Here is a 19321-nt window from a genome sequence, read left to right as displayed (position 1 = left end):
CCACCCACAACCCGCACCCCACCCACAACCCGCACTCAGCCCTCAATCGGCACGCCACCACCACCTCTCACCCCACCACCGCCCCCAACCCCGGGAGTTCCGACGCCCTGAGCCGCAACACCCTGACGTCCTCACCCACGCCACCACCACCACGATCCGCCTCCTTCTCCCCCTCCTCTTCCCCTTCGTCGTCCAGTTCGCCGTCCTCGCCGTCCTCGCCGTCCTCGCCGTTCCCCGCCACAGAGCCCTGTCTCACCCTCACCAGCCCCATCGACATCCTGGCCGCCGTGCCCTACCTCGTCGGATTCCACCCCTCCGCCAGCCTGATCGTCATCGGCCTCGCACGGGGCCAGGCCAAGATGGTGGCCAGATGGGGTCTGCCCTTCCCGCCGGGGACCCTCGATGCCATGACACCCCTCTTCGGCCGCGAGGGCATCACCGATGTCGTCATCGTCGGCTACGGCCCAGGCGAGCTGGTCACCCCGGCCACCGACGAGGCCAGAGTCCTCGCCGCCAAGGCCGGGGTCCAGGTGGGCGAGGCCCTGCGCGCCCACGAGGGCCGCTATTGGTCGTACATCTGCGACCAGGCGGCCTGCTGCCCTGCGGAAGGCACTCCGTACGACCTGTCCACCTCCCAAATAGCCGCCGAGGCCACGGTGCGCGGCCTGGTGGCGCTCCCCGATCGCGAAGCCTTGGAACGTACCATTGCCCCCATCACCGGTCCCGTACGAGTGGCGATGCGCCGAGCCACGTCCGAGGTGATCGCAGACTTCCGAGCCCAGCTCATGTCCGCGACCAATCTCGAAGTCTTCGCCGAACAGTTCGTGTCCGACGGCCTGGCAAGGGTGCGATCAGCCCTGGAGACCCATACCGAGGGCGGTCGCCTGAGCGACGCGGAAGCGGCGAGACTGGGGCTGGACCTGTTGGTCATGCGAGTCCGCGACGAGGCATGGACCCGCATGGACGAGTCCCATGCCCAGCTCTGGAAAGACCTGACCCGCAGGCTGGAGCCCCGCTTCGTGCCGCCGGTCGCGTCCCTGCTGGCGATGGCGGCCTGGCGGGCAGGCAACAGCGTCCAGGCGACCATAGCCCTCGAACGCGCCCTGACCACCGACCCCAGCTACTCGATGGCCAACCTGCTCATGCACGCCCTCCAGAACCTTCTCTCCCCGGCCATCCTCCGAGACCGCCTGCCGACTCCGGCAGAGCTCGATTCCGCCATGGGCCCCACCACAGCCGCCTGGCTCCTCCCCTTGATCAACGTCCTCGATGACGACGACCTACCTCCCACCCTGGAGTGACCCTCGGCCAGGGTGGTGTTTGCCGAACATCAGCCGCAGAAATCTGAGGCGCGCCGGGCTGGCCGTGTCCCCGTCCAGGCGCGCATCAGATCACAGCAACTCCCTCACGCGGCACCGACGACCGACCCCGCCCACACCCGCCACACACCCGACTCCACGCCCGAGCCCACGACGCCGTACTCGAACAGGACGCTGTACCCGGACAGGACGCCATGCGCGGCCAGACCTCGTGAACGGCCAGACATCATGATCGAGGAGACTCGATGGACGGGAGGGGAGCCCGTTGTCACCGGCAGCCCTGAACAGGTGGGCAGATCACCGCATACCCGGTAGGAAAGGGGCGGAGGGAAGGAGGGAAGAACCAGGGGTGGGTAGGGGAGACTCTAAAGGCCGTTGTCGCCCTCTTCCTTCTTGCGCCGCTCGTTGTACGCGCGCATACGCTGCGGGTATCCGGTGAGCTGTACGTCGTACACGGGCAGAGCAAGATCACGGGCGACCTTGTGGATCACTGCGGGCGAGCCGACCCTGCGCCGGGTCCACTCGCCGTCGTCGGCCACTGCCACGGCGGTGGTGTCAGTGGCAAAAGTCTCCGGCTCGACGTAAAACTCCACACCACGCCGCGAACGAGCAAAGGCGATGAGCGCCTCGATGTCGGCGTCTGTCGCCTCGCGGTCGAACTTCGCGATCTTACGGCCGCGTAGTCGACGAATGCCGTAGCGGTCTCGCCATCTCATGAATCCTTTTTATACCGTCTGGAGCCCCGGCGTCGGGGATGATCTAGGGGACAGATCCGGGTTTCTCCCGATGGCACGAGACGTTACGGGGACGCAGTATGGGGGGTGACAGCTCGATTCTCTAGGGAGAGGCATGGCGATTATGGCTGGGGTACCAAGAACCCCCGGGCCGGGACAGGTGCCGCCGGCGCATCTGCGCGTCACCAACCAGGACCGTGAGGATGTGGTCGAGCACGTCAAGGCGGCGTATGCGGAGGGCCGTTTCGACAAGTTCGAGTTCGACGAGCGGCTGGAGCGTGCGATGACGGCACGCACCCACGGCGACTTGATGCCCATCATGAACGAGCTGTACGGCGTCCAGGTGGCGCCCCGGCCCGCTTCGCCGCCGCAGCGTCCGGTTGGTCCGCAGAACATGACGGAAAGCAGCGAGCGCCTCGGCGGGGCATTGGCCCACCTGCTGCCCGTCGTCGGTTTTCCGATCCTGGGGCCCCTGCTTCTGCTGCTCACCGGTGGCAAGACTTCGCCCTACATTCGCAGACAGGCGCTGGAGGCGCTCAATTTCCAGATCACGGTGGTGGGAGCCTCGGTATTGCTGAGCCTGACCATTGTCGGTGTGGTGCTGGTGCCCTTCATCTGGGTCGCGGCTATCGTGCTGTCGGTCGTCGCCGGCGTCTCGGCGCTGTCGGAGGGGAATTTCCGGTATCCGATGACTGTCCGCCTGGTGAAGTGAGCCGCCGAGACGGATTCGCCATCGCCCCAACAATTCTGATCCCGTCCCGTGAACTGCGGAAATCTCTCCTTTCGAGGCTTGGGCGAGGCAATCGGCCGGTTACCCGCTCCCCAGGCGTGGGCGAGGCAATCGGCCGGTTACCCGCTCCCCAGGCGTGGGCGAGGCAATCGGGCCGGTTACCCGCTCCCAGGCTTGCACGAGGCAATCGGCCGGTCACCCGCCGTGCGGTGGGCTGGGCGCCTTGCCTGTTGTGCCGTGCCGGTTCACCCGGCTGATACGTTCGTTCACCCGGCTGATACTCGCGAGATCAACCATCGGCTTCGAGCTTTAGCGGTGACGGAGAGTAGTGCGAACACGGTCATGGAAGTCCTGAAGGCGAATCGTGCGCTGTTGAACCGACTGCTGCCGGACGCCGACCTCGGGGACGTCACCGTCCACGAAGGGCAGTTCCACCAGGTGGTGATCGGGGCCGACCGGGTCGTGTGCCTGGCCCGTACGGATGCGGCGGCCGCCCGCCTACCGCAACGCGCCGCCACCTTGCGGGTGCTGGCCGGGCTCGACCTGGGTTTCCGCATACCGGAGCCGCTGCAAGAGCGGAGTCGGCAGAAGACGGGCAAGGGTCTGCCGAGGCACGAAGCCGGGGACACGGCCGAGCCCCGACACGAGCACCCGCCACTCGCTCCTTCCACCCCCTCCGCTCCCTTGAGCGCCTCGGCGAGGGACGACGGCGGCGCTGAGCCAGCGGACGGGGTCACGGCTGAGCACGACGTTAGCCGTGCGGATGAGGTCAGGCGTGAGTACGGCGATGGCTGCGCGGACAGGGCCATGTGTGCGTGTGCGTGTGGTGATGACTGGGTGGATGGGATCAGGTGTGCATGTGGGGATGGGTGGGTCGGTGAGATCAGGTGTGCGTGTGGCGATGGCTGCGTAGATGAGGTCACGTGTGCGTGCGGTGATGGCCGCGTGGATGACGTGCGGTTCCTTGTGCTGAGCCGGGTTCCCGGGGCGCCTCTGGAAGTTGGCATGGTCGCGGACCCCGAGGTGGCCGAAGTCGTGGCCAGTCAGTACGTCGCGCTGCTGACCGGGCTGGGCGAGGCGGCGAGCAGGGCCGGTGAAGAGGCACGGGCGGTGTTGACGACGGCGGAGGGACGGTGGCGTCAGTTCGCGGCGGACGTCCGGACCGAGCTGTACAGGCTCATGCCCGAAGACGGTCGCCTATTGGCCGAGCGGCAGCTCGCGGCTCTCGACGACCTGCCTGACCTCGCCGTAGCGGTGGTGCATGGCGATCTCGGCGCCGAGAACGTCCTGTGGGAGCGGGACGATGACGGGCTACCACGGCTGAGTGGGGTCGTGGACTGGGACGAGGTCTCCATCGGTGACCCCGCTGAGGACCTGGCTGCGCTCGGAGCCTCGTACGGGGACGGTTTCCTGGAACGGGTCCTCAGATTGGGCGGCTGGCGGGACGATGACGACCTGCGTCGCCGTATCACCACCATCCGGGGCACCTTCGCGTTGCAGCAGGCCCTGTCCGCGCTCAGGGACGGAGACCAGGTCGAGTTGGCCGATGGCCTGACCGGTTACGTGGCGATACGCGGCGACGTGGGGTGATGCCCCGCAACGGGGACGGGACGCACGGCTGGCCGTCGATCGGTCCGAGTCGGCTTTGGAGCCTGCATGGTGCCAGTCCCGTGGTCGTCACGATGTCGGCGGTGGAGGTGTCGCTGTTGTTCCCGTAGACGGGCAGCGGCGGTCCGCCGCCTCCTGCCTGGAGGTAGTTGCAGGTGGCGTTCGGGACCGGGTATTTGATCAGGAGCAGGTGGCCGCTGGTCGACGGTTGTCTTGGGCTGCCGGTCTCTTCTCGCAGATCGAGGCGAGATGGTCCCTTCTTGCACGTGAGGCACGTTGGCCGGGCTACCCGGCAGGTTGCCGGGACCGCGCGTCCCGGTGCTGGGCTGAAACACAAGCGATCATGGCCGCCTGCCGACTGCCGACCTGCCGACCTGCCGACCTGCCGACCTGTTCGAGCTGCGGACCCGCCCACCTGCGGATCTGCGGATCTGCAGACCCGCAGAGCTGCCCACCCGCGGACCTGCGGAGGTGTGGAGGTGCGGACCTGCGGAGGTGCGGAGCTGTGGGCCTGCGGAGCTGTGGGCCTGCGGAGCTGTGGGTCTGCGGAGGTGCGGAGCTGTGGGCCTGCGGAGCTGTGGGTCTGCGGAGGTGCGGGCCTGTGGGCCTGCGGAGGTGTGGAGGTGCGGGAGGTGCCGATCGCCTCGTCTGAACGGTGAGTGGCTTCGGCGCCGGGCTCGTCCACAGGGCTCCTCAACCAGGTGCGTCAAGCAGGGCGCGGATGTCGAAGACGGGGCCGGTCTTGTCGGCGACAACGGCCCGGGTGTCGTTCACGCGTTCGGTTTCCTTTTCGTCGACAGCGCATGCGTAATGTCCCCCTGAAGCGCCCACACCGGGCACGTCAGGCCCGGTCATCGTCCGTAGCGGCGTCGTCGTCTTGCCGGCCGGCTTCGAGATGCGGTGGATCGCCACCCCCGTCCTGGTCTTCGATCCCGGCAACTGGGCGGTAACCGGCCGTCGTCCGTTCGGTGGCGCTCGGTGCGAAGTGAGAGGGCGTTCAGCGCGAAGTGAGAGGGCGTTCGGCGCGAAGTGGGAGGGCGCTCAGTGCGAAGGGGGAGGGGGTTCGGTGCGAAGCGGGAGGGCGCTCAGTGCGAAGTGGGAGGGGGTTCGGGTGGGGTGAGGCGGGTCGCCGGGCGCGGTGTCGCGTAGATCCTTCTGAGGGTGGGTGCGGCGGGCTGGGGCATGTGCGTTGAGCTGCGGCGGCCGTCGGTAGATCTTCGCTGGAGGGCCCTTTTGCGGACGAGGGGAAGACCGTAGCATCGGTGAATGCGTTTTGCCGCATTTGTCATATTTTCGGCAGGATGGATCGCGGTGACCACCACCCCGGCCTCCGCCATCACCAACGGCTCCGCCGATGGCAACGCGCACCCAGAAGTAGGGGCCCTCATCGGCGACAAGGCCAATCCCGACGGAACGTGGAGCTACTGCACGGGCACGCTGATCTCGCCCACGGTCTTCCTCACGGCCGCCCACTGCGGCGATCCCGGGCAGAAGACCGCCAAGGTCACCTTCGACGGCGAGTACAAGCCCGGGGACACGCTCCACACCGGCCGGTTCGTGCCCGACCCGCGCTTCAAGGACTCCGGGGAACTGCACGACATGGCCGTCGTGGTCTTCTCCGCGCCCGTCCAGGGCGTCAAGCCCGCCCAGCTCCCCGAACCCGGTCTGCTCGACCGGGTCAAGGCCGGCGGCGGCATGGACGCGACCCGCTTCACCTCGGTCGGATTCGGCTCGCTGGCCACGACCGCACTGCCCAAGAGCAAGAAGAAGCACGCCCAGGAGTACAGCTACCACTACGCCGACACCCGCAATCAGGCGTCCATCTCCTTCAAGGGCCTGTCGGGCAAGTGGCTGGACCTGATGCCGAAGGCCAAGACCGATGGCAGCACCTGCTTCGGCGACTCCGGCGGCCCGAACTTCATGGGCGGCCCTGACTCCCACCTGCTGGTGGCGACGTCAATCAGTGGCGCGGACGACGCCTGCAAGCTGACCAACTACGACTACCGCCTCGACACCCCGAACGCCCGGCACTTCCTGGGCAAGTACGTCACCCTCCCGGACACCGCCACCGGCTGACGGACCGGCCAGGACCCGAGGCAGCGCCACAAACATCAGCGCCGCAAACATCAGCGCCGCAACGTCGGCGCCGCAACGTCAGCACTACAGCATCAGCACTACAGCATCAGGGATCGGACGGTGTCCACCGTGTCCGCGTCTTCCACCCGCTTGTCGGGCCGGTAGCGCAGCACGCGGGCGAAGCGCAGGGCCATGCCGCCCGGATAGCGGGGAGAGCGCTGCACCCCGTCGAACGCGATCTCCACCACCAGCTCCGGCCGCAGCGTGACCGTCCACGAGTCGGTGGGGCCGTCGGCGAGCTCGAGGAAGCGCTCGGTCTGCCAGGCCAGCAGCTCGTCGGTCAGGCCCTTGAACGTCTTGCCGAGCATCACGAACCCGCCCTCCGGGTCGCGGGCGCCCAGGTGGAGGTTCGACAGTTTGCCCTCGCGGCGCCCGTGGCCCCACTCGGCGGCCAGGACGACCAGGTCGAGCGTGTGCCGCGGCTTGACCTTGATCCAGCCCGCGCCGCGCCGCCCGGCCGCGTAGGGGGAGGCCGCCGACTTGACCACCAGCCCCTCGTGACCCGCCTTCACCACGTCGGTGAAGAACCGCTCCGCCTCCGCGAGCTCTCCCGTCACCAGCCGCGGCGTCAGCAGGCCCTGCGGCACCGTGCGGGTGAGGGCCTCCTGGCGCTCGGCGTAGGGCAGGTCGAGCAGGTCGGCGCCGTCGACCCGGAGGGCGTCGAAGAAGAAGGCGGTGAGCGGGGTCTGCTCACGCAGGTGGGCGACGTTGATCTTGCTGGACACGCGGCCCGCGGTCACCTGGAACGGGTGCGGCCGCCCGTCGGGGCGCAGGGCGATCACCTCGCCGTCGAGCACCAGATCGTCGGACGGCATCTCCAGCACGGCCTCGACCAGCTCCGGCACCTGCGGCGTGATGTCGTCGAGCGTACGGGTGAACACGTGCACCTCGGACCCGGAGCGGTGCGCCTGCACGCGGATGCCGTCGAGCTTCCACTCCAGCGCCGCCGGCGTGCCCGCCTTCTCCAGCGCGGCCGCCACGTTGGGCGCGCTGCTCGCCAGCATGGGCGCGACCGCCCGCCCCACCTCCAGCCGGAACGCGTGCAGCGCCGCGACCCCGCCGCTCAGCGCCGCCGCCCCGACGGCGGGCAGCCAGCCGCGCAGCGTGAGCGCCCGCCGTACGTCGGCCGACGGCGCGCCGGAAGCCTTGGCCACCGCCTCGATCATGACGCCGTCGAGCGCCCCCTGCCGCAGCTCCCCGAACAGCAGCCGCCGCATGAACTGCTGCTCCTGACTCGCCAGCCCCGCGAACAACTCGGTCACGAGGGCCTTGCGCGCCGCCTGCGAGCCCTGCCCGGAGACGGCCTTGATGCGGCTCAGCAGCTCGTCGACCACGGTCAGGGTGGCGGTGGCGGCCAGCTTGGGCTGGGGGATGTCCTCCAGCGTGCGCCAGCCCACGCCCACCTGCCGCTGGGGCAGCTCGCCGGAGAGGTAGGAGATGGCGATCTCCGCCTCCTCCGGGCCGACTCGCCCCAGCAACTCCGCCAGATGGCCGATCTTGCCGAGCCTGGCGGACGTGCGCGTCACCGCCTCGGAAACCCGGACCACGTCGATCAGTAGCACACGCCTATCGTGCCTTACGGCGGCGACATTTCCCCACCTGATATCTGCATATCTGCAGAGGGTGTCAGTCAAGGAGGCGAGGAATGGGTTATGGGGCAAACCGAGTGGGAGCGCCTTCGGCGGCCGGCGTCCGGCGGTGAACGGGTGGTGAATGGCCGCGGTTCTCGCGGCCGGGGCCGGTCTCCGCGTAAGGAGACCGGCCCCGGGCCGGAAGATCACGTACGTTCCGGAGAACGTCCCAACGGACCTACGTCAGCTCACGCCGAGCAGGTCGACGACGAAGATGAGCGTCTCGTTCGGCTTGATCCGCGGAGGCGCGCCGCGCGTGCCGTAGCCGAGGTGCGGCGGGATGACCAGCTTGCGCCGGCCGCCGACCTTCATCCCCGCGACTCCCTGGTCCCAGCCGCCGATGACGCGCCCGGCGCCGAGCGGGAACTCGAAGGCCTGGCCTCGGTTCCACGACGCGTCGAACTCCTCCCCGGACGAGAACGAGACGCCCACGTAGTGCACGCTGACCGTCTGGCCGGGCTTGGCCTCGGGGCCGTCGCCCACGGTCAGGTCCTCGATCTCGAGGTCGGCGGGCGGGTTGCCGCCAGGGAAGTCGATCTCGGGCTTCTGGAGTGCCACGAATTCTGCTCCTGTTAACGGTTGTTTCGAGTGTTCGGCCGATGTGAATCGACCCGACGACTCTATGCGCTCGGGATGCCGTCCTCGTTCATGGCCACCGTTTCTCCGACACGCGTCCGGCGGACGGGGCGGGAGTCACCAGCTCTGGTGCAGCGGCATGCCCTCCGTGTACCCCGACGAGCTCTGGATCCCGACGACCGCCTGCTCGTGGAACTCCTCCAGGTTCGAGGCCCCCGCGTACGTGCACGACGACCGCAGCCCGGCCACGATCGCGTCGATCTGGTCCTCGACGCTGGGCCGCTTCGGGTCGAGGTACATCCTGGACGTCGAGATGCCCTCCTCGAACAACGCCTTCCTGGCCCGTTCGAACGCCGAGTCGTCGGCGGTCCGCAGCCGTACGGCCCGCGCGGAGGCCATGCCGAAGTTCTCCTTGTACCTGCGGCCGTTCGCGTCGATGTGCGTGTCTCCCGGCGATTCGTACGTGCCCGCGAACCAGGACCCGATCATCACGTTGGACGCCCCGGCGGCCAGTGCGAGCGCCACGTCGCGGGGATGGCGTACCCCGCCGTCGGCCCACACGTGCCGGCCCAGGCGGCGTGCCTCGGCGGCGCACTCCAGCACGGCCGAGAACTGCGGACGGCCCACGCCGGTCATCATCCGGGTGGTGCACATGGCGCCCGGCCCCACCCCGACCTTGACGATGTCGGCCCCGGCGTCGGCCAGGTCGCGTACGCCGGAGGCGGTCACCACGTTGCCGGCCGCGACCGGCACGCCAGGGTCGAGGGCCTTGACGGCGTGCAGGGCGGAGACCATCTTCTCCTGGTGGCCGTGCGCGGTGTCCACGACCAGGCAGTCGACCCCGGCGTCGAGGAGCTCCTTGGCCCTGGACGCCACGTCGCCGTTCACGCCGACGGCGGCGGCGACGCGCAGCCTGCCCTGAGCGTCCACGGCCGGTTGGTAGAGGGTGGCGCGCAGCGCGCCCGTACGGGTGAGGATGCCGACCAGCCGCCCGTTCTCGTCCACGATGGGCGCCAGCCGGTGGCGTCCCTCGTGCAGCCGGTCGAAGGCGCCGCGCGGGTCGAGCCCGGCGGGCAGCGTGAGCAACTCGCTCGACATCACCTGCGAGAGCTGCGTGTACATGTCGACGCCCTGGCAGTCGGCCTCGGTCACGACGCCGACGGGACGGTTCTCCCAGTCGACCACGATGATCGCGCCGTGCGCCCGCTTGGGCAGCAGTTGCAGGGCCTCGCCGACGGTGTCGTGCGGGGTCAGCGTGAGCGGCGTGTCATGGACGAGGTCGCGCTTCTTGACCCAGTCGACGACGTTCGTCACGACGTCGATGGGGATGTCCTGCGGGATCACGGTGATGCCGCCCCGCCGTGCCACGGTCTCGGCCATGCGCCGGCCGGCGACCGCGGTCATGTTCGCCACGACGATCGGGATGGTGGTGCCCGTGCCGTCGTTCGTCGAGAGGTCGACCGCGAGCCGCGAACCGACCGCGGAACGCGACGGGACCATGAACACGTCGCTATAGGTCAGGTCGTATTGGGGCTCTAGGTCGTTGAGAAATCTCACATTCATCCATGGTATGTGCTGTTGCGTTCTCTCAGGGTTTTCCCCCTTTCCCGGGGGCTTATGATCGGCCGGGATACTTTTGGGGGAGGAGTTCCGGTGAACATCACCGAACGGGCCGAACTGGTCGTGGTCGGCTATGCCGTACGAACCAGCAACGCCGATGAAATGGATCCCGCGCGGGCCAGGTTGCCCGCGCTCTGGCAGCGCGCGGGAGCGCCGGGGGCCTTCGCGCATGTGCCCGGCCGCGTGGACGAGAATCTCTACGCCGTGCTGACCGATTACGAGAGCGACCATCACGGGGCCTACACGCAGATCGTCGGCACCGGGGTGCGCACGGTGCCGCGATTGCCGGAGGGCATGGTGGCCGTGCGCGTGCCGGCCGGTCAGGCGCTGATGCTGGAGGCCCGCGGCCCGATGCCGCAGGCGCTCCTCGAGTCGTGGCAGCAGGTGTGGAAGCACACGGAGTCGGGGGGCACGCCGTCGCGGTCGTTCACCACGGACCTCGAGGTGCACCACTCCGACGGGATCGACCTTTACGTGGCCGTGTAGGCCCGAGCCGGGCGCGGTGTGCGCCCGGCTTCAGAGGCCGAGTGCGTCCGCGGCCGCCTCGACGGCGGTCGGCTGGACCTCTTCCAGCGGCAGATGCGCGTATTCCACCGCGCAGTCCGACATGCCGCCCAGCGCCACCGTCGCCCGGATGTGCTGCGCCTGCGTGACCTCGGGCCCGAGCAGCATGGCGATCAGCTTCCGCCGCCATTCGAACATGCGTACGCCCAGGTCCAGCTGGCTCAGCGTGGCCAGCTCGCGCACGATCATGACGATCACCTGCCGGTGCCGCCAGAGCAGCTCGAAGTAGTCGTCGAGCAGCCTGCGGGGGTCGCCGCCCGGCCCGCGCTCGTCGACGAACCGCTCCAGGTCGTCCACCATCGGCCGGACGATGCTGCGTACGAGGTCGTCGCGCGAGGAGAAGTGGTAGTAGAGCGCGGGCTTGGTGATGCCCAGCCGCTCGGAGATCTGTCGCAGGCTGGTGTTCTGCACGCCCTGCTCCGCGAACAGCTCGCGGGCCACCTCCTGGATGCGGGCCTTCGTGTCACTGGGCATGCGCCCAAGAATATCCCTTACCTATCGTTAAGTAAGACCGTCTGCTAGCGTACTTACTTAACGATAAGTAAGGAGCGGCATGAAGGTTCTCATCTCGGGGGCCAGCATCGCGGGGCCGGTGCTCGCCTACTGGCTCACCCGGTACGGCTTCACCGTCACGCTCGTCGAGCGGGCCCCGGCGCTGCGCAAGACGGGCGGCCACGCGGTCGACCTGTTCCGGCCCGCCATGGACATCGTGGAACGGATGGGCGTGCTGGAGCAGGTCCAGCACAGGAAGACCGGCACCGAACGGCTCACCCTGCACCTGGAGGGCGGCACACGCCCGATCGAGGTGGAGCTGCGGCGCATCCTGGGGGCGGTCTCCGACCGGCACGTCGAGATCATGCGCGACGACCTCAGCGAGATCTTCTACGACGCCACCCGCCACGACGCCGAATACGTCTTCGGCGACTCCATCACCTCGATCTCCGAGGACGGCGAGGTCACGTTCGAGCGCGGCGAGCCGGCCCGCTTCGACCTGGTGATCGGGGCCGACGGCCTGCACTCCAACGTGCGCCGCCTGGTCTTCGGCCCCGAGCAGGGCCTCACCACGTGGATCGGCGGGTACCTGGCCGTCGCGTCGGTGCCCAACCACCTGGGGCTGGACGGCCGGATGGAGGTCGTCACGGGCGTCGGCAGGATGGCCGGCATGTACGGGGCCGCGCACCTCTACGATGCGCGGGCGGTGTTCCTGTTCAGGACGCCGGCCCCGCTCGACTACCACCACCGGGACGTCCCCCGGCAGAAGGACCTGCTGCGCGCCCACTTCGGCGGCATGGGCCGCGCGGTGCCCACGCTGCTGGCCGAGCTGGAGCGCGCGACCGCGTTCTACTTCGACTCGATCACCCAGCTCCACCTCGACACGTGGTCACGCGGCCGGGTGGCGCTCGTGGGGGACGCGGGCCACTGTCCAGGCCCGGCGGTCGGGGGCAGCACGAGTCTGGCGGTCGTGGGAGCGTACATCCTGGCGGGGGAGCTGGCCGCGCACGGCGGCGACCACACGCGGGCCTTCCCCGCCTACGAGGCCGAGATCGGCGACTACGTACGCCGCAGCCGCAAGTTCGCCGTCAACGCGGCGCGGCGGGTGGTGCCGGGCAGCCGGTTCGACCTGTGGGCCATGGGCCAGGGAGTGCGGCTGATCAACCGCCTGCCGGCCGCCCTGACCAGGGCCGCGTCCAAGATCGGCAGCAAGGGCATGCGGCTGCACGACTCGATCGAACCGAAGGACTATCCGGCCATGGCCGGGCACTCACGCGAGCACCCCCTGGCCACGTAGCTTGTCGGCCTCCTCCTGCGACAGCCCCCAGCCGGACAGGTCGGTCAGGGGGGTGGCGGGGGAGAGGTCCTGGGCGGGCACGCCGAGCAGGCGGGGCGCGGGCACGGGGTGGGTGACGCCGCCGACCTGGACGAACGAGCCGCGCGCGACGTTGTGCGGGTGGGCGGCGGCCTCGGCCATGGACAGCACGGGCGCGACGCACGCGTCGGAGCCGTCGAAGATCGCCTCCCACTCGGCCCGCGTGCGCTTGGCGAACTCCTCGGCCAGGCGGGCCTTCAGCGCGGGCCACTGCGCCCGGTCGTTCCTGTCGGGCAGGTCGGGCAGGTCGGGCAGATCGTGCAGGTCCATGAGCCGCACCATCGTCTCCCAGAACTGCGGCTCCAGCGAGCCGACGGCCACGTGCCGGCCGTCGGCCGTCTCGTACGTGTCGTACTGGGGGGCGCCGGTGTCGAGCAGGTTCGTGCCCCGCGGCCCCCAGTGACCGCCCTGGACGGCCTGGTAGAACATCGAGAACAGGATCGCCGCGCCGTCCACCATGGCCGCGTCGATCACCCGCCCCGCGCCCGTGCGCTCCCGCTCGAACAGGGCCAGCAGCACCCCGTACGCCAGCATGAGCCCGCCCCCGGCGAAGTCGCCCAGGATGTTGATCGGCGGCGTGGGCCGCTCTCCCTCGCGTCCCAGCATCGACAGCACGCCGGAGATAGCGATGTAGTCGATGTCGTGCCCGGCCGTCGGGGCGAGGGGGCCGTCCTGGCCCCAGCCGGTCATCCGGCCGTAGATCAGCCGCTCGTTGACGGCGTGCAGGTCGGCGGGCCCGATGCCGAGCCGCTCCGCGACGCCCGGCCGGAACACCTCGATCACCACGTCGGCGCGGCGGACCAGTTTCTTGAAGGCCGCCACGCCCTCGGGCGCCTTCAGGTCCAGCCCGATCGTGTGCTTGCCGCGGTCCATCACGTCCGTACGGGGCCGGTCGGAGACCGCCTTGACCCGGTCGACCCGCAGCACCTCCGCGCCGTGGTCGGCCAGCATCATCCCCGCGAACGGACCGGGGGCGAGCCCCGCGAGCTCCAGCACGCGCACCCCTGAAAGCGGACCCCGGCGAACCTCAGGCATCGGCCTCTCCTTGCTGTGGACCCCGCCCCAGTAGAACAACATTCGGTGATCTGGTGCAACCCGGCCTTGCCGACCTTCCCGCGAAGCGCTGGGAGGTATGGGAAACTTGCCCACTGTTCGGGTGGTCTACAGATGGTCGCGTCCGGCGGCCGTCCGCAGCAGGCGCGTGCGCCGCTACAGAGGTAGGACATGGTTTCGGAGAGCAACCGGCTCATCGCAGCGCGCTACCAGTTGCTGCGCGAACTGGGTCGCGGGGGGATGGGCGTGGTCTGGGAAGGCCGCGACACACTGCTGAACCGGCAGGTGGCCATCAAGGAGGTGCTGCTGCCGGAGGGGCTGTCGCCGGGCGACCAGGAACGCCAGCTCCTGCGGACCGCCCGCGAGGCGCGCACCGCGGCCAAGCTGAACCATCCCTCCGTCGTCGCCGTGTACGACGTGGTCGAGGAGGGCGGCCGGCCGTGGATCGTGATGGAGCTGGTGAGCCACCCCTCGCTCGAGCAGGTGGTGCTCGGCACGGGCGCGCTGCCGGTACGTGAGGCGGCCGATGTGGGCAGGCAGGTGCTGTCGGCGCTGCGTACCGCCCACGAGGCCGGCATCCTGCACCGCGACGTCAAGCCGAGCAACATCCTGCTCTCCGACGACGGCCGCGCCGTGCTCATGGACTTCGGCATCGCCACGGTCGAGGGCGACGCCTCGCTCACCAGGACCGGCATGGTCACGGGCTCGCCGAGCTTCCTGGCCCCCGAACGGGTACGCGCCGAGCACGCCGGGCCCGCCTCCGACCTGTGGTCGCTGGGCGCCACGCTGTTCGCGTGCATGGTCGGCCGCTCGCCGTTCGACCGGGGCGACGCCATGGCCACGCTCAACGCGCTGCTCACCGAGGAGCCTGACTACCGCAGGATCCCGCCGATCATGCACCCGGTGCTCAAGGGCCTGCTCCGCAAGGAGCCCGAGGACCGGGTGAGCGCCGAGGAGGCCGACCGGCTGCTCACGGAGATCATCGCCGCCCGGCCCGCCGCCGCCGACATGGACGCGCCGGAGCGCAGGAAGGGCCGGGGCCCCGGCCGGGCCCTGCTCGCCGCGGCGGCCACGGTGGTGCTGGTCGTCACGGGCGGCACGGTGGCGTACTTCAGGTCGGCCTCGCCGGCCGAGGGCGCGCCGCGGCACACGGCCCAGCCGGCCGCCGCGACCAGCCCGCTCACCCCGGCCGAGACGCCCACGGCACAGCCCAGCGCGACGCCCACCCCGTCGCCGACACCGAGCGCGGCCGTCCCCGTCGTCCGGGTCTGGAAGTCGCCGGAAGGCTGGTCGATCCTGCGGCCGACGGCCTGGCGGGGAGCGCGCGCGGAGGCCGTCGCCGAGTGGACGCGCCGTGACCGCAGGGCCCACCTCGGCGTCGAGTCCATCTACGTCAACCTCGACCCGAACCAGATCATGCGCGACTCGCAGGAGACGTTCCGGCAGAACGCCCAGGACGTGGTCGACCACGACCAGCGGACGGTCAAGCACCAGGGCGTCAAGGCCGTGGAGTGGGAGTTCTCCTGGACGGCCGGACCCGCCGGGGACGCCCGCTGGCCCAAGCAGGGCACCCGCTACCACGAGGTACGCCGGGCCGTGGCCATCGGCGACACCGCGTACGTGCTGTCCTGGACGGTCGCCGAGAACCAGTGGCGGCGCAACCGGGCACTGATGCGACAGGTGATCGCCAGCTTTACTGTGGGGGCATGACCCCCTGGAACCTGCTCGCCCTCCCGCCGCTCCCGGAAGAGGTCCTGCGCGGCCTGCTGGCCCCGCTCGGCGACCGGGTCGCCCTGCGCGTGCCCGCGGCCCGCGACCGTGACGCCCTCCTGGCGGCGCTGCCGGAGGCGGAGATCGTGCTCGGCGACTGGACGGGAACGCTCGCCATGGACGCCGAGGCGGTCCGGGCGGCGCCCCTGCTGGCGTTCGTCCAGCAGCCGTCCGTGGGCGTGGACGGGCACGACCTCGATGCGCTGGCGGCGGCCGGGGTGCCGCTGGCCAACACGCCGGGCATCAGCGCCGTGGCGGTCGCCGAGTGGTGCCTGGCCGCCACGCTGTCGCTGGCCAGGCGGCTGGGCGCCGCCGACGCCGCCGTACGCGCCGGTGAGTGGCCCCAGCAGGCGCTGCAGCCGTACGAGCTGCGCGGGCGGCACGTCGGCGTCGTCGGCTACGGGCCGATCGGGGCGAGCGCCGCGCGGATGTTCCGCGCCCTCGGCTGCCAGGTCTCCTACTGGACCCGCACGCCGCGCGAGGACCCCGGCTTCGCGGACCTGGACACGCTCCTGTCCGCCTGCGACGTCGTGGTGGTGGTGATCGCGCTGTCGCAGGAGACCCGCGGCCTGGTCGACCCGGCGCGCATGAAGCGCGGCGCCCTGCTCGTCAACGCGGCCAGGGGCGGCGTGGTGGACCAGGCGGCGCTCGTCGAGGCCCTGCGCGAGGGCGGGCTGGGCGGGGCCGCGCTCGACGTGTTCGACGTCGAGCCGCTGCCCGCCGGCGACCCGCTGCGCGACCTGCCGAACGTGCTGCTCTCGCCGCACGTCGCGGGCGTCACCGCGGAGGCCACCGGCCGCCTGCTCACCGCCACCCTGGACAACCTGGCCGCCGCGGTCGAAGGCCGGGAGGTGGACGGAGTGGTAAACGGCATCCCATCAATGATCAACAGGAAATTTACGCAATCGCCTGCCATATAGGGCATCCACCTGGCACGATAAACAGTTTTCGTGTCTTTAACGACCCCGGTCTGGTTCGAGTCGGTCATGGGAGATACCGTCTTACGGACGATCTCTACCAGCTCAAGGGGGTGCTTCCGTGACGACGACGATGTCGACACACCAACGGGCAGTAGAGCAGATCCGGCAGTCGTACGCAGAGATCCCGGGTGACGCCGCGCCCCGTCTGGCCAAGTCCACGTCCAACCTCTTCAGGTTCCGCGACGGCGCGACCACGGCGAAGCTCTCGGCCAGGGATCTCGACGAGGTCATCAGCGTCGACCCCGAGACCATGACGGCCCAGGTCCAGGGCATGACCACGTACGAGCACCTGGTCGACGCCACGCTGCCGTACGGGCTCATGCCGTACGTGGTGCCGCAGCTCAAGACGATCACGCTGGGCGGCGCGGTGACCGGGCTCGGCATCGAGTCCACCAGCTTCAGGGACGGGCTGCCGCACGAGTCGGTCGAAGAGCTCGAGATCCTCACCGGTGACGGGCGCATCGTCGTGGCCCGCGACGACAACGAGCACCGCGACCTGTTCCGCGCCTTCCCCAACTCCTACGGGACGCTGGGCTACGCGCTGCGCATCAAGATCAAGCTGCGCCAGGTCCAGCCGTACGTGCACCTCACCCACGTCAAGTTCACCGACGCGGGCAAGTGCATGCTGGCCATGCAGGAGATCTGCGACAGCATGGTGCACGACGGCGAGAGCGTCGACTTCATCGACGGCGTCTTCTTCGGCCCCGGCGAGATGTACCTCACGGTCGGCCGCTTCGCCGACCGCGCTCCCTACGTCTCCGACTACACCGGCATGCGGATCTACTACCAGTCGATCACGCAGCGCAGCCGAGACTGGCTGTCGATCCGCGACTACCTGTGGCGCTGGGACACCGACTGGTTCTGGTGCTCGCGGGCATTCGGCGTGCAGCAGCCGGTGGTGCGCTCGCTCATGCCGCGCCGCTGGATGCGCTCCGACGTCTACCGCCGCCTGGTCGCGCTCGACCGCAAGCACGGCCTGACCGCCCGCGTCGACCGGTGGCGGGGCAAGCCCGTGAGCGAGTCGGTCATCCAGGACGTCGAGACGCCGATCGAGCGCGGGGCGGAGTTCCTGGAGTTCTTCCACGACCAGGTGGGCATGACTCCTGTGTGGATGTGCCCGCTGCGAGCCGGATCCCGCTGGCCGCTCTACCCGCTCGAGCCGGGCAAGCTTTACGTCAACTTCGGATTCTGGGGCATGGTGCCGCTGCCACGGGGGCAGTTCGACGGCTACTACAACCGGCTCATCGAGCGTTCCGTGCACGAGCTCGACGGCCACAAGTCGCTTTACTCGACCTCGTTCTACGCCCGTCAGCAGTTCTGGGAGCTGTACAACGGCGACACCTATTGGCCGGTCAAGCGGGAATACGACTCGAACGGTCGCCTGCTGGATCTGTACGAAAAGTGTGTACGGGGAAGGTGAGTAGATGGCTCTGGCAACCATCTTTGAAAAGATCGTCGGCTCGGACGCGAACATCGCGTTCATGGCGTATGACGGCAGCAAGGCCGGGCCCGACGGCGCCGACCTGGCGATCGAGGTCAAGTCCCCGATCGCGGTGGCCTACCTGGCGCACGCCCCGGGGGAGCTGGGGCTGGCGCGGGCGTACATCTCGGGGCACCTCGACGTCCACGGTGACATGTACACCCTGCTCGACCGAATGTGGAACATCACCACCAACGACCTGAGCACGTCGGAGAAGGTCGCAGCCGTGCGCGCGCTGGGTGTCAAGCCGCTGCTCATGCGCGTGCCGCCGCCCCCGCAGGAGATGCGGCAGAGCGCCCTGGCCAGGTTGGGCTCCCGGCACGCCAAGCAGCGCGACGCCGAGGCCATCCACCACCACTACGACGTCTCCAACCGGTTCTACGAGTGGGTCCTGGGCCCCTCCATGGCCTACACGTGTGCCTGCTACCCGGCCGAGGGCTCGACGCTGGAGGAGGCCCAGTACGCCAAGTTCGACCTGGTGGCCCGCAAGCTCGGCCTGGAGCCAGGGATGCGGCTGCTCGACGTCGGCTGCGGCTGGGGCGGCATGGTCATGCACGCCGCCAAGCACTACGGCGTCAAGGCGCTCGGCGTCACGCTGAGCCGTCAGCAGGCCGAGTGGGCCCAGAAGGCCATCGTCGATGCCGGCCTGCAGGACCTGGCCGAGGTCCGCTTCATGGACTACCGCGACGTCAAGGAGAGCGGCTTCGACGCCGTCAGCTCCATCGGCCTGACCGAGCACATCGGCAAGGACAACGTGCCGGGCTACTTCGAGTTCCTGTACGGCAAGCTCAAGCCGGGCGGCCGCATACTCAACCACTGCATCACCCGGCCGACCGGCAAGGAGAAGACGTTCAACAAGGGCGGCTTCATCAACCGCTACGTCTTCCCCGACGGTGAGCTTGAGTCGGTGGGCTGGCTGATCCGCCAGATGGAGGACCTCGGCTTCGAGATCCGCCACGAGGAGAACCTGCGCGAGCACTACGCCAAGACCCTGCGCCACTGGTGCGACAACCTGGACGCCAACTGGGACGACGCGGTGCAGGAGGTCGGCATGGGCACCGCCCGGGTGTGGGCCCTGTACATGGCGGGCTGCATCGTCGGCTTCGAACGCAACAAGGTGCAGCTCCACCAGGTGCTCGGGGTCAAGCTCGACCAGAACGGCCGCTCCAGCGTGCCGCTGCGCCCCGCACTCGACTGGCCCTGACCCGAGAGCCTCGACCGGCCCTGACCCGAGAGCGCGGCCGGGGCGCACA

General features: G+C 69.5%; 18 protein-coding genes and 2 pseudogenes. 11 read left to right on the top strand and 9 right to left on the bottom strand.

The annotated features are described in order from the left end of the window. Nucleotides 1-67: 67 nt before the first annotated feature. Complete coding sequence (locus ABD844_RS33390) at nt 68-277, bottom strand: hypothetical protein (RefSeq protein ID WP_344886850.1); 210 nt, start codon at nt 275-277, stop codon at nt 68-70. Nucleotides 278-287: 10 nt separating this feature from the next. Between ABD844_RS33390 and ABD844_RS33385 the strand changes: the two genes are divergently transcribed. Continuing rightward, nucleotides 288-1301, top strand: a complete 1014-nt coding sequence (locus tag ABD844_RS33385; protein ID WP_344886848.1) for a DUF4192 domain-containing protein — start codon at nt 288-290, stop codon at nt 1299-1301. A 104-nt stretch (nt 1302-1405) separates the two neighbouring features. On the opposite strand, the gene ABD844_RS33380 is transcribed toward ABD844_RS33385, so the two are convergent. Together ABD844_RS33380 and ABD844_RS33375 are read right to left on the bottom strand one after the other, a co-directional pair. Next, nucleotides 1406-1549, bottom strand: a complete 144-nt coding sequence (locus tag ABD844_RS33380; RefSeq protein ID WP_344886846.1) for a hypothetical protein — start codon at nt 1547-1549, stop codon at nt 1406-1408. A gap of 135 nt (nt 1550-1684) precedes the next feature. Continuing rightward, a complete protein-coding gene (locus ABD844_RS33375; RefSeq protein ID WP_344886844.1) occupies nt 1685-2035 on the bottom strand; it encodes a hypothetical protein in 351 nt (116 codons plus the stop codon). 133 nt (nt 2036-2168) lie between these two features. Here ABD844_RS33375 and ABD844_RS33370 point away from each other — a divergent pair, with 133 nt between their 5' ends. The 3 genes and pseudogenes from ABD844_RS33370 to ABD844_RS53350 form a co-directional block, all read left to right on the top strand. Next, nucleotides 2169-2765 (top strand): DUF1707 and DUF4870 domain-containing protein, encoded by a 597-nt coding sequence (locus tag ABD844_RS33370; RefSeq protein WP_344886842.1) that lies wholly within the window; start codon nt 2169-2171, stop codon nt 2763-2765. Between the two features lie 480 nt (nt 2766-3245). Further along, nucleotides 3246-3440: pseudogene (locus ABD844_RS53355) on the top strand (hypothetical protein); the annotation flags it as partial. A gap of 291 nt (nt 3441-3731) precedes the next feature. Continuing rightward, a pseudogene (locus ABD844_RS53350) lies at nt 3732-4373 on the top strand (phosphotransferase family protein); the annotation flags it as partial. Nucleotides 4374-5084: 711 nt separating this feature from the next. On the opposite strand, the gene ABD844_RS33360 reads toward ABD844_RS53350, so the two are convergent. Beyond that, entirely contained in the window at nt 5085-5303 is a 219-nt protein-coding gene (locus ABD844_RS33360) for a hypothetical protein (protein WP_344886838.1), read from the bottom strand. 399 nt (nt 5304-5702) lie between these two features. Here ABD844_RS33360 and ABD844_RS33355 point away from each other — a divergent pair, with 399 nt between their 5' ends. Continuing rightward, the gene (locus ABD844_RS33355; RefSeq protein WP_344886836.1) at nt 5703-6467 is read left to right on the top strand and encodes a trypsin-like serine protease; all 765 of its coding nucleotides are present in this window, start codon (nt 5703-5705) and stop codon (nt 6465-6467) included. Between the two features lie 98 nt (nt 6468-6565). Here ABD844_RS33355 and ABD844_RS33350 read toward each other — a convergent pair whose 3' ends face one another. From ABD844_RS33350 to ABD844_RS33340, 3 genes are all read right to left on the bottom strand, one after another. Then, nucleotides 6566-8089 carry an ATP-dependent DNA ligase gene (locus ABD844_RS33350; RefSeq protein WP_344886834.1) on the bottom strand — a complete coding sequence of 508 codons (1524 nt, stop codon included), beginning with the start codon at nt 8087-8089 and terminating at the stop codon, nt 6566-6568. Between the two features lie 252 nt (nt 8090-8341). Further along, nucleotides 8342-8716 (bottom strand): FKBP-type peptidyl-prolyl cis-trans isomerase, encoded by a 375-nt coding sequence (locus tag ABD844_RS33345; RefSeq protein WP_344886832.1) that lies wholly within the window; start codon nt 8714-8716, stop codon nt 8342-8344. 135 nt (nt 8717-8851) lie between these two features. After that, complete coding sequence (locus ABD844_RS33340) at nt 8852-10291, bottom strand: GuaB1 family IMP dehydrogenase-related protein (protein ID WP_344886830.1); 1440 nt, start codon at nt 10289-10291, stop codon at nt 8852-8854. Between the two features lie 96 nt (nt 10292-10387). Between ABD844_RS33340 and ABD844_RS33335 the strand changes: the two genes are divergently transcribed. Further along, the gene (locus ABD844_RS33335; RefSeq protein WP_344886828.1) at nt 10388-10840 is read left to right on the top strand and encodes a GyrI-like domain-containing protein; all 453 of its coding nucleotides are present in this window, start codon (nt 10388-10390) and stop codon (nt 10838-10840) included. Nucleotides 10841-10870: 30 nt separating this feature from the next. On the opposite strand, the gene ABD844_RS33330 is transcribed toward ABD844_RS33335, so the two are convergent. Continuing rightward, complete coding sequence (locus tag ABD844_RS33330) at nt 10871-11392, bottom strand: TetR/AcrR family transcriptional regulator (protein ID WP_344886826.1); 522 nt, start codon at nt 11390-11392, stop codon at nt 10871-10873. Between the two features lie 79 nt (nt 11393-11471). On the opposite strand from ABD844_RS33330, the gene ABD844_RS33325 reads away from it, so the two are divergent. After that, complete coding sequence (locus ABD844_RS33325; protein ID WP_344886824.1) at nt 11472-12707, top strand: FAD-dependent monooxygenase; 1236 nt, start codon at nt 11472-11474, stop codon at nt 12705-12707. Here ABD844_RS33325 and ABD844_RS33320 read toward each other — a convergent pair. Continuing rightward, nucleotides 12681-13820, bottom strand: coding sequence for a CaiB/BaiF CoA transferase family protein (locus tag ABD844_RS33320; protein WP_344886822.1), 1140 nt, complete (start codon nt 13818-13820; stop codon nt 12681-12683). The genes ABD844_RS33325 and ABD844_RS33320 overlap by 27 nt on opposite strands. 189 nt (nt 13821-14009) lie before the next feature. Here ABD844_RS33320 and ABD844_RS33315 point away from each other — a divergent pair, with 189 nt between their 5' ends. The 4 genes from ABD844_RS33315 (at nt 14010) to ABD844_RS33300 (ending at nt 19272) form a co-directional block, all read left to right on the top strand. Beyond that, nucleotides 14010-15548, top strand: coding sequence for a serine/threonine-protein kinase (locus ABD844_RS33315; protein ID WP_344886820.1), 1539 nt, complete (start codon nt 14010-14012; stop codon nt 15546-15548). After that, a complete protein-coding gene (locus ABD844_RS33310) occupies nt 15545-16528 on the top strand; it encodes an NAD(P)-dependent oxidoreductase (RefSeq protein WP_344886818.1) in 984 nt (327 codons plus the stop codon). Before ABD844_RS33315 ends, ABD844_RS33310 begins: the two co-directional genes overlap by 4 nt. Nucleotides 16529-16658: 130 nt before the next feature. Next, nucleotides 16659-18008, top strand: a complete 1350-nt coding sequence (locus ABD844_RS33305) for an FAD-binding oxidoreductase (RefSeq protein WP_344886883.1) — start codon at nt 16659-16661, stop codon at nt 18006-18008. Nucleotides 18009-18012: 4 nt separating this feature from the next. Continuing rightward, nucleotides 18013-19272, top strand: coding sequence for a class I SAM-dependent methyltransferase (locus tag ABD844_RS33300; protein WP_344886816.1), 1260 nt, complete (start codon nt 18013-18015; stop codon nt 19270-19272). Nucleotides 19273-19321: the final 49 nt, after the last annotated feature.

Source organism: Nonomuraea antimicrobica, assembly GCF_039536965.1.
In the GTDB taxonomy this organism is placed as follows: domain Bacteria; phylum Actinomycetota; class Actinomycetes; order Streptosporangiales; family Streptosporangiaceae; genus Nonomuraea; species Nonomuraea antimicrobica.
Note: the sequence above shows the minus strand (reverse complement) of the source record. Positions and strands in the feature narration are given on the sequence as shown.

Coding starts and splice junctions, on each gene's coding strand:
- ABD844_RS33320 (WP_344886822.1), bottom strand. CDS start 13,820: ATGCCTGAGGTTCGCCGGGGTCCGCTTTCAGGGGTGCGCGTGCTGGAG.
- ABD844_RS33380 (WP_344886846.1), bottom strand. CDS start 1,549: ATGATGTCTGGCCGTTCACGAGGTCTGGCCGCGCATGGCGTCCTGTCC.
- ABD844_RS33300 (WP_344886816.1), top strand. CDS start 18,013: ATGGCTCTGGCAACCATCTTTGAAAAGATCGTCGGCTCGGACGCGAAC.
- ABD844_RS33390 (WP_344886850.1), bottom strand. CDS start 277: ATGTCGATGGGGCTGGTGAGGGTGAGACAGGGCTCTGTGGCGGGGAAC.
- ABD844_RS33375 (WP_344886844.1), bottom strand. CDS start 2,035: ATGAGATGGCGAGACCGCTACGGCATTCGTCGACTACGCGGCCGTAAG.
- ABD844_RS33325 (WP_344886824.1), top strand. CDS start 11,472: ATGAAGGTTCTCATCTCGGGGGCCAGCATCGCGGGGCCGGTGCTCGCC.
- ABD844_RS33315 (WP_344886820.1), top strand. CDS start 14,010: ATGGTTTCGGAGAGCAACCGGCTCATCGCAGCGCGCTACCAGTTGCTG.
- ABD844_RS33370 (WP_344886842.1), top strand. CDS start 2,169: ATGGCGATTATGGCTGGGGTACCAAGAACCCCCGGGCCGGGACAGGTG.
- ABD844_RS33310 (WP_344886818.1), top strand. CDS start 15,545: ATGACCCCCTGGAACCTGCTCGCCCTCCCGCCGCTCCCGGAAGAGGTC.
- ABD844_RS33305 (WP_344886883.1), top strand. CDS start 16,659: ATGTCGACACACCAACGGGCAGTAGAGCAGATCCGGCAGTCGTACGCA.
- ABD844_RS33330 (WP_344886826.1), bottom strand. CDS start 11,392: ATGCCCAGTGACACGAAGGCCCGCATCCAGGAGGTGGCCCGCGAGCTG.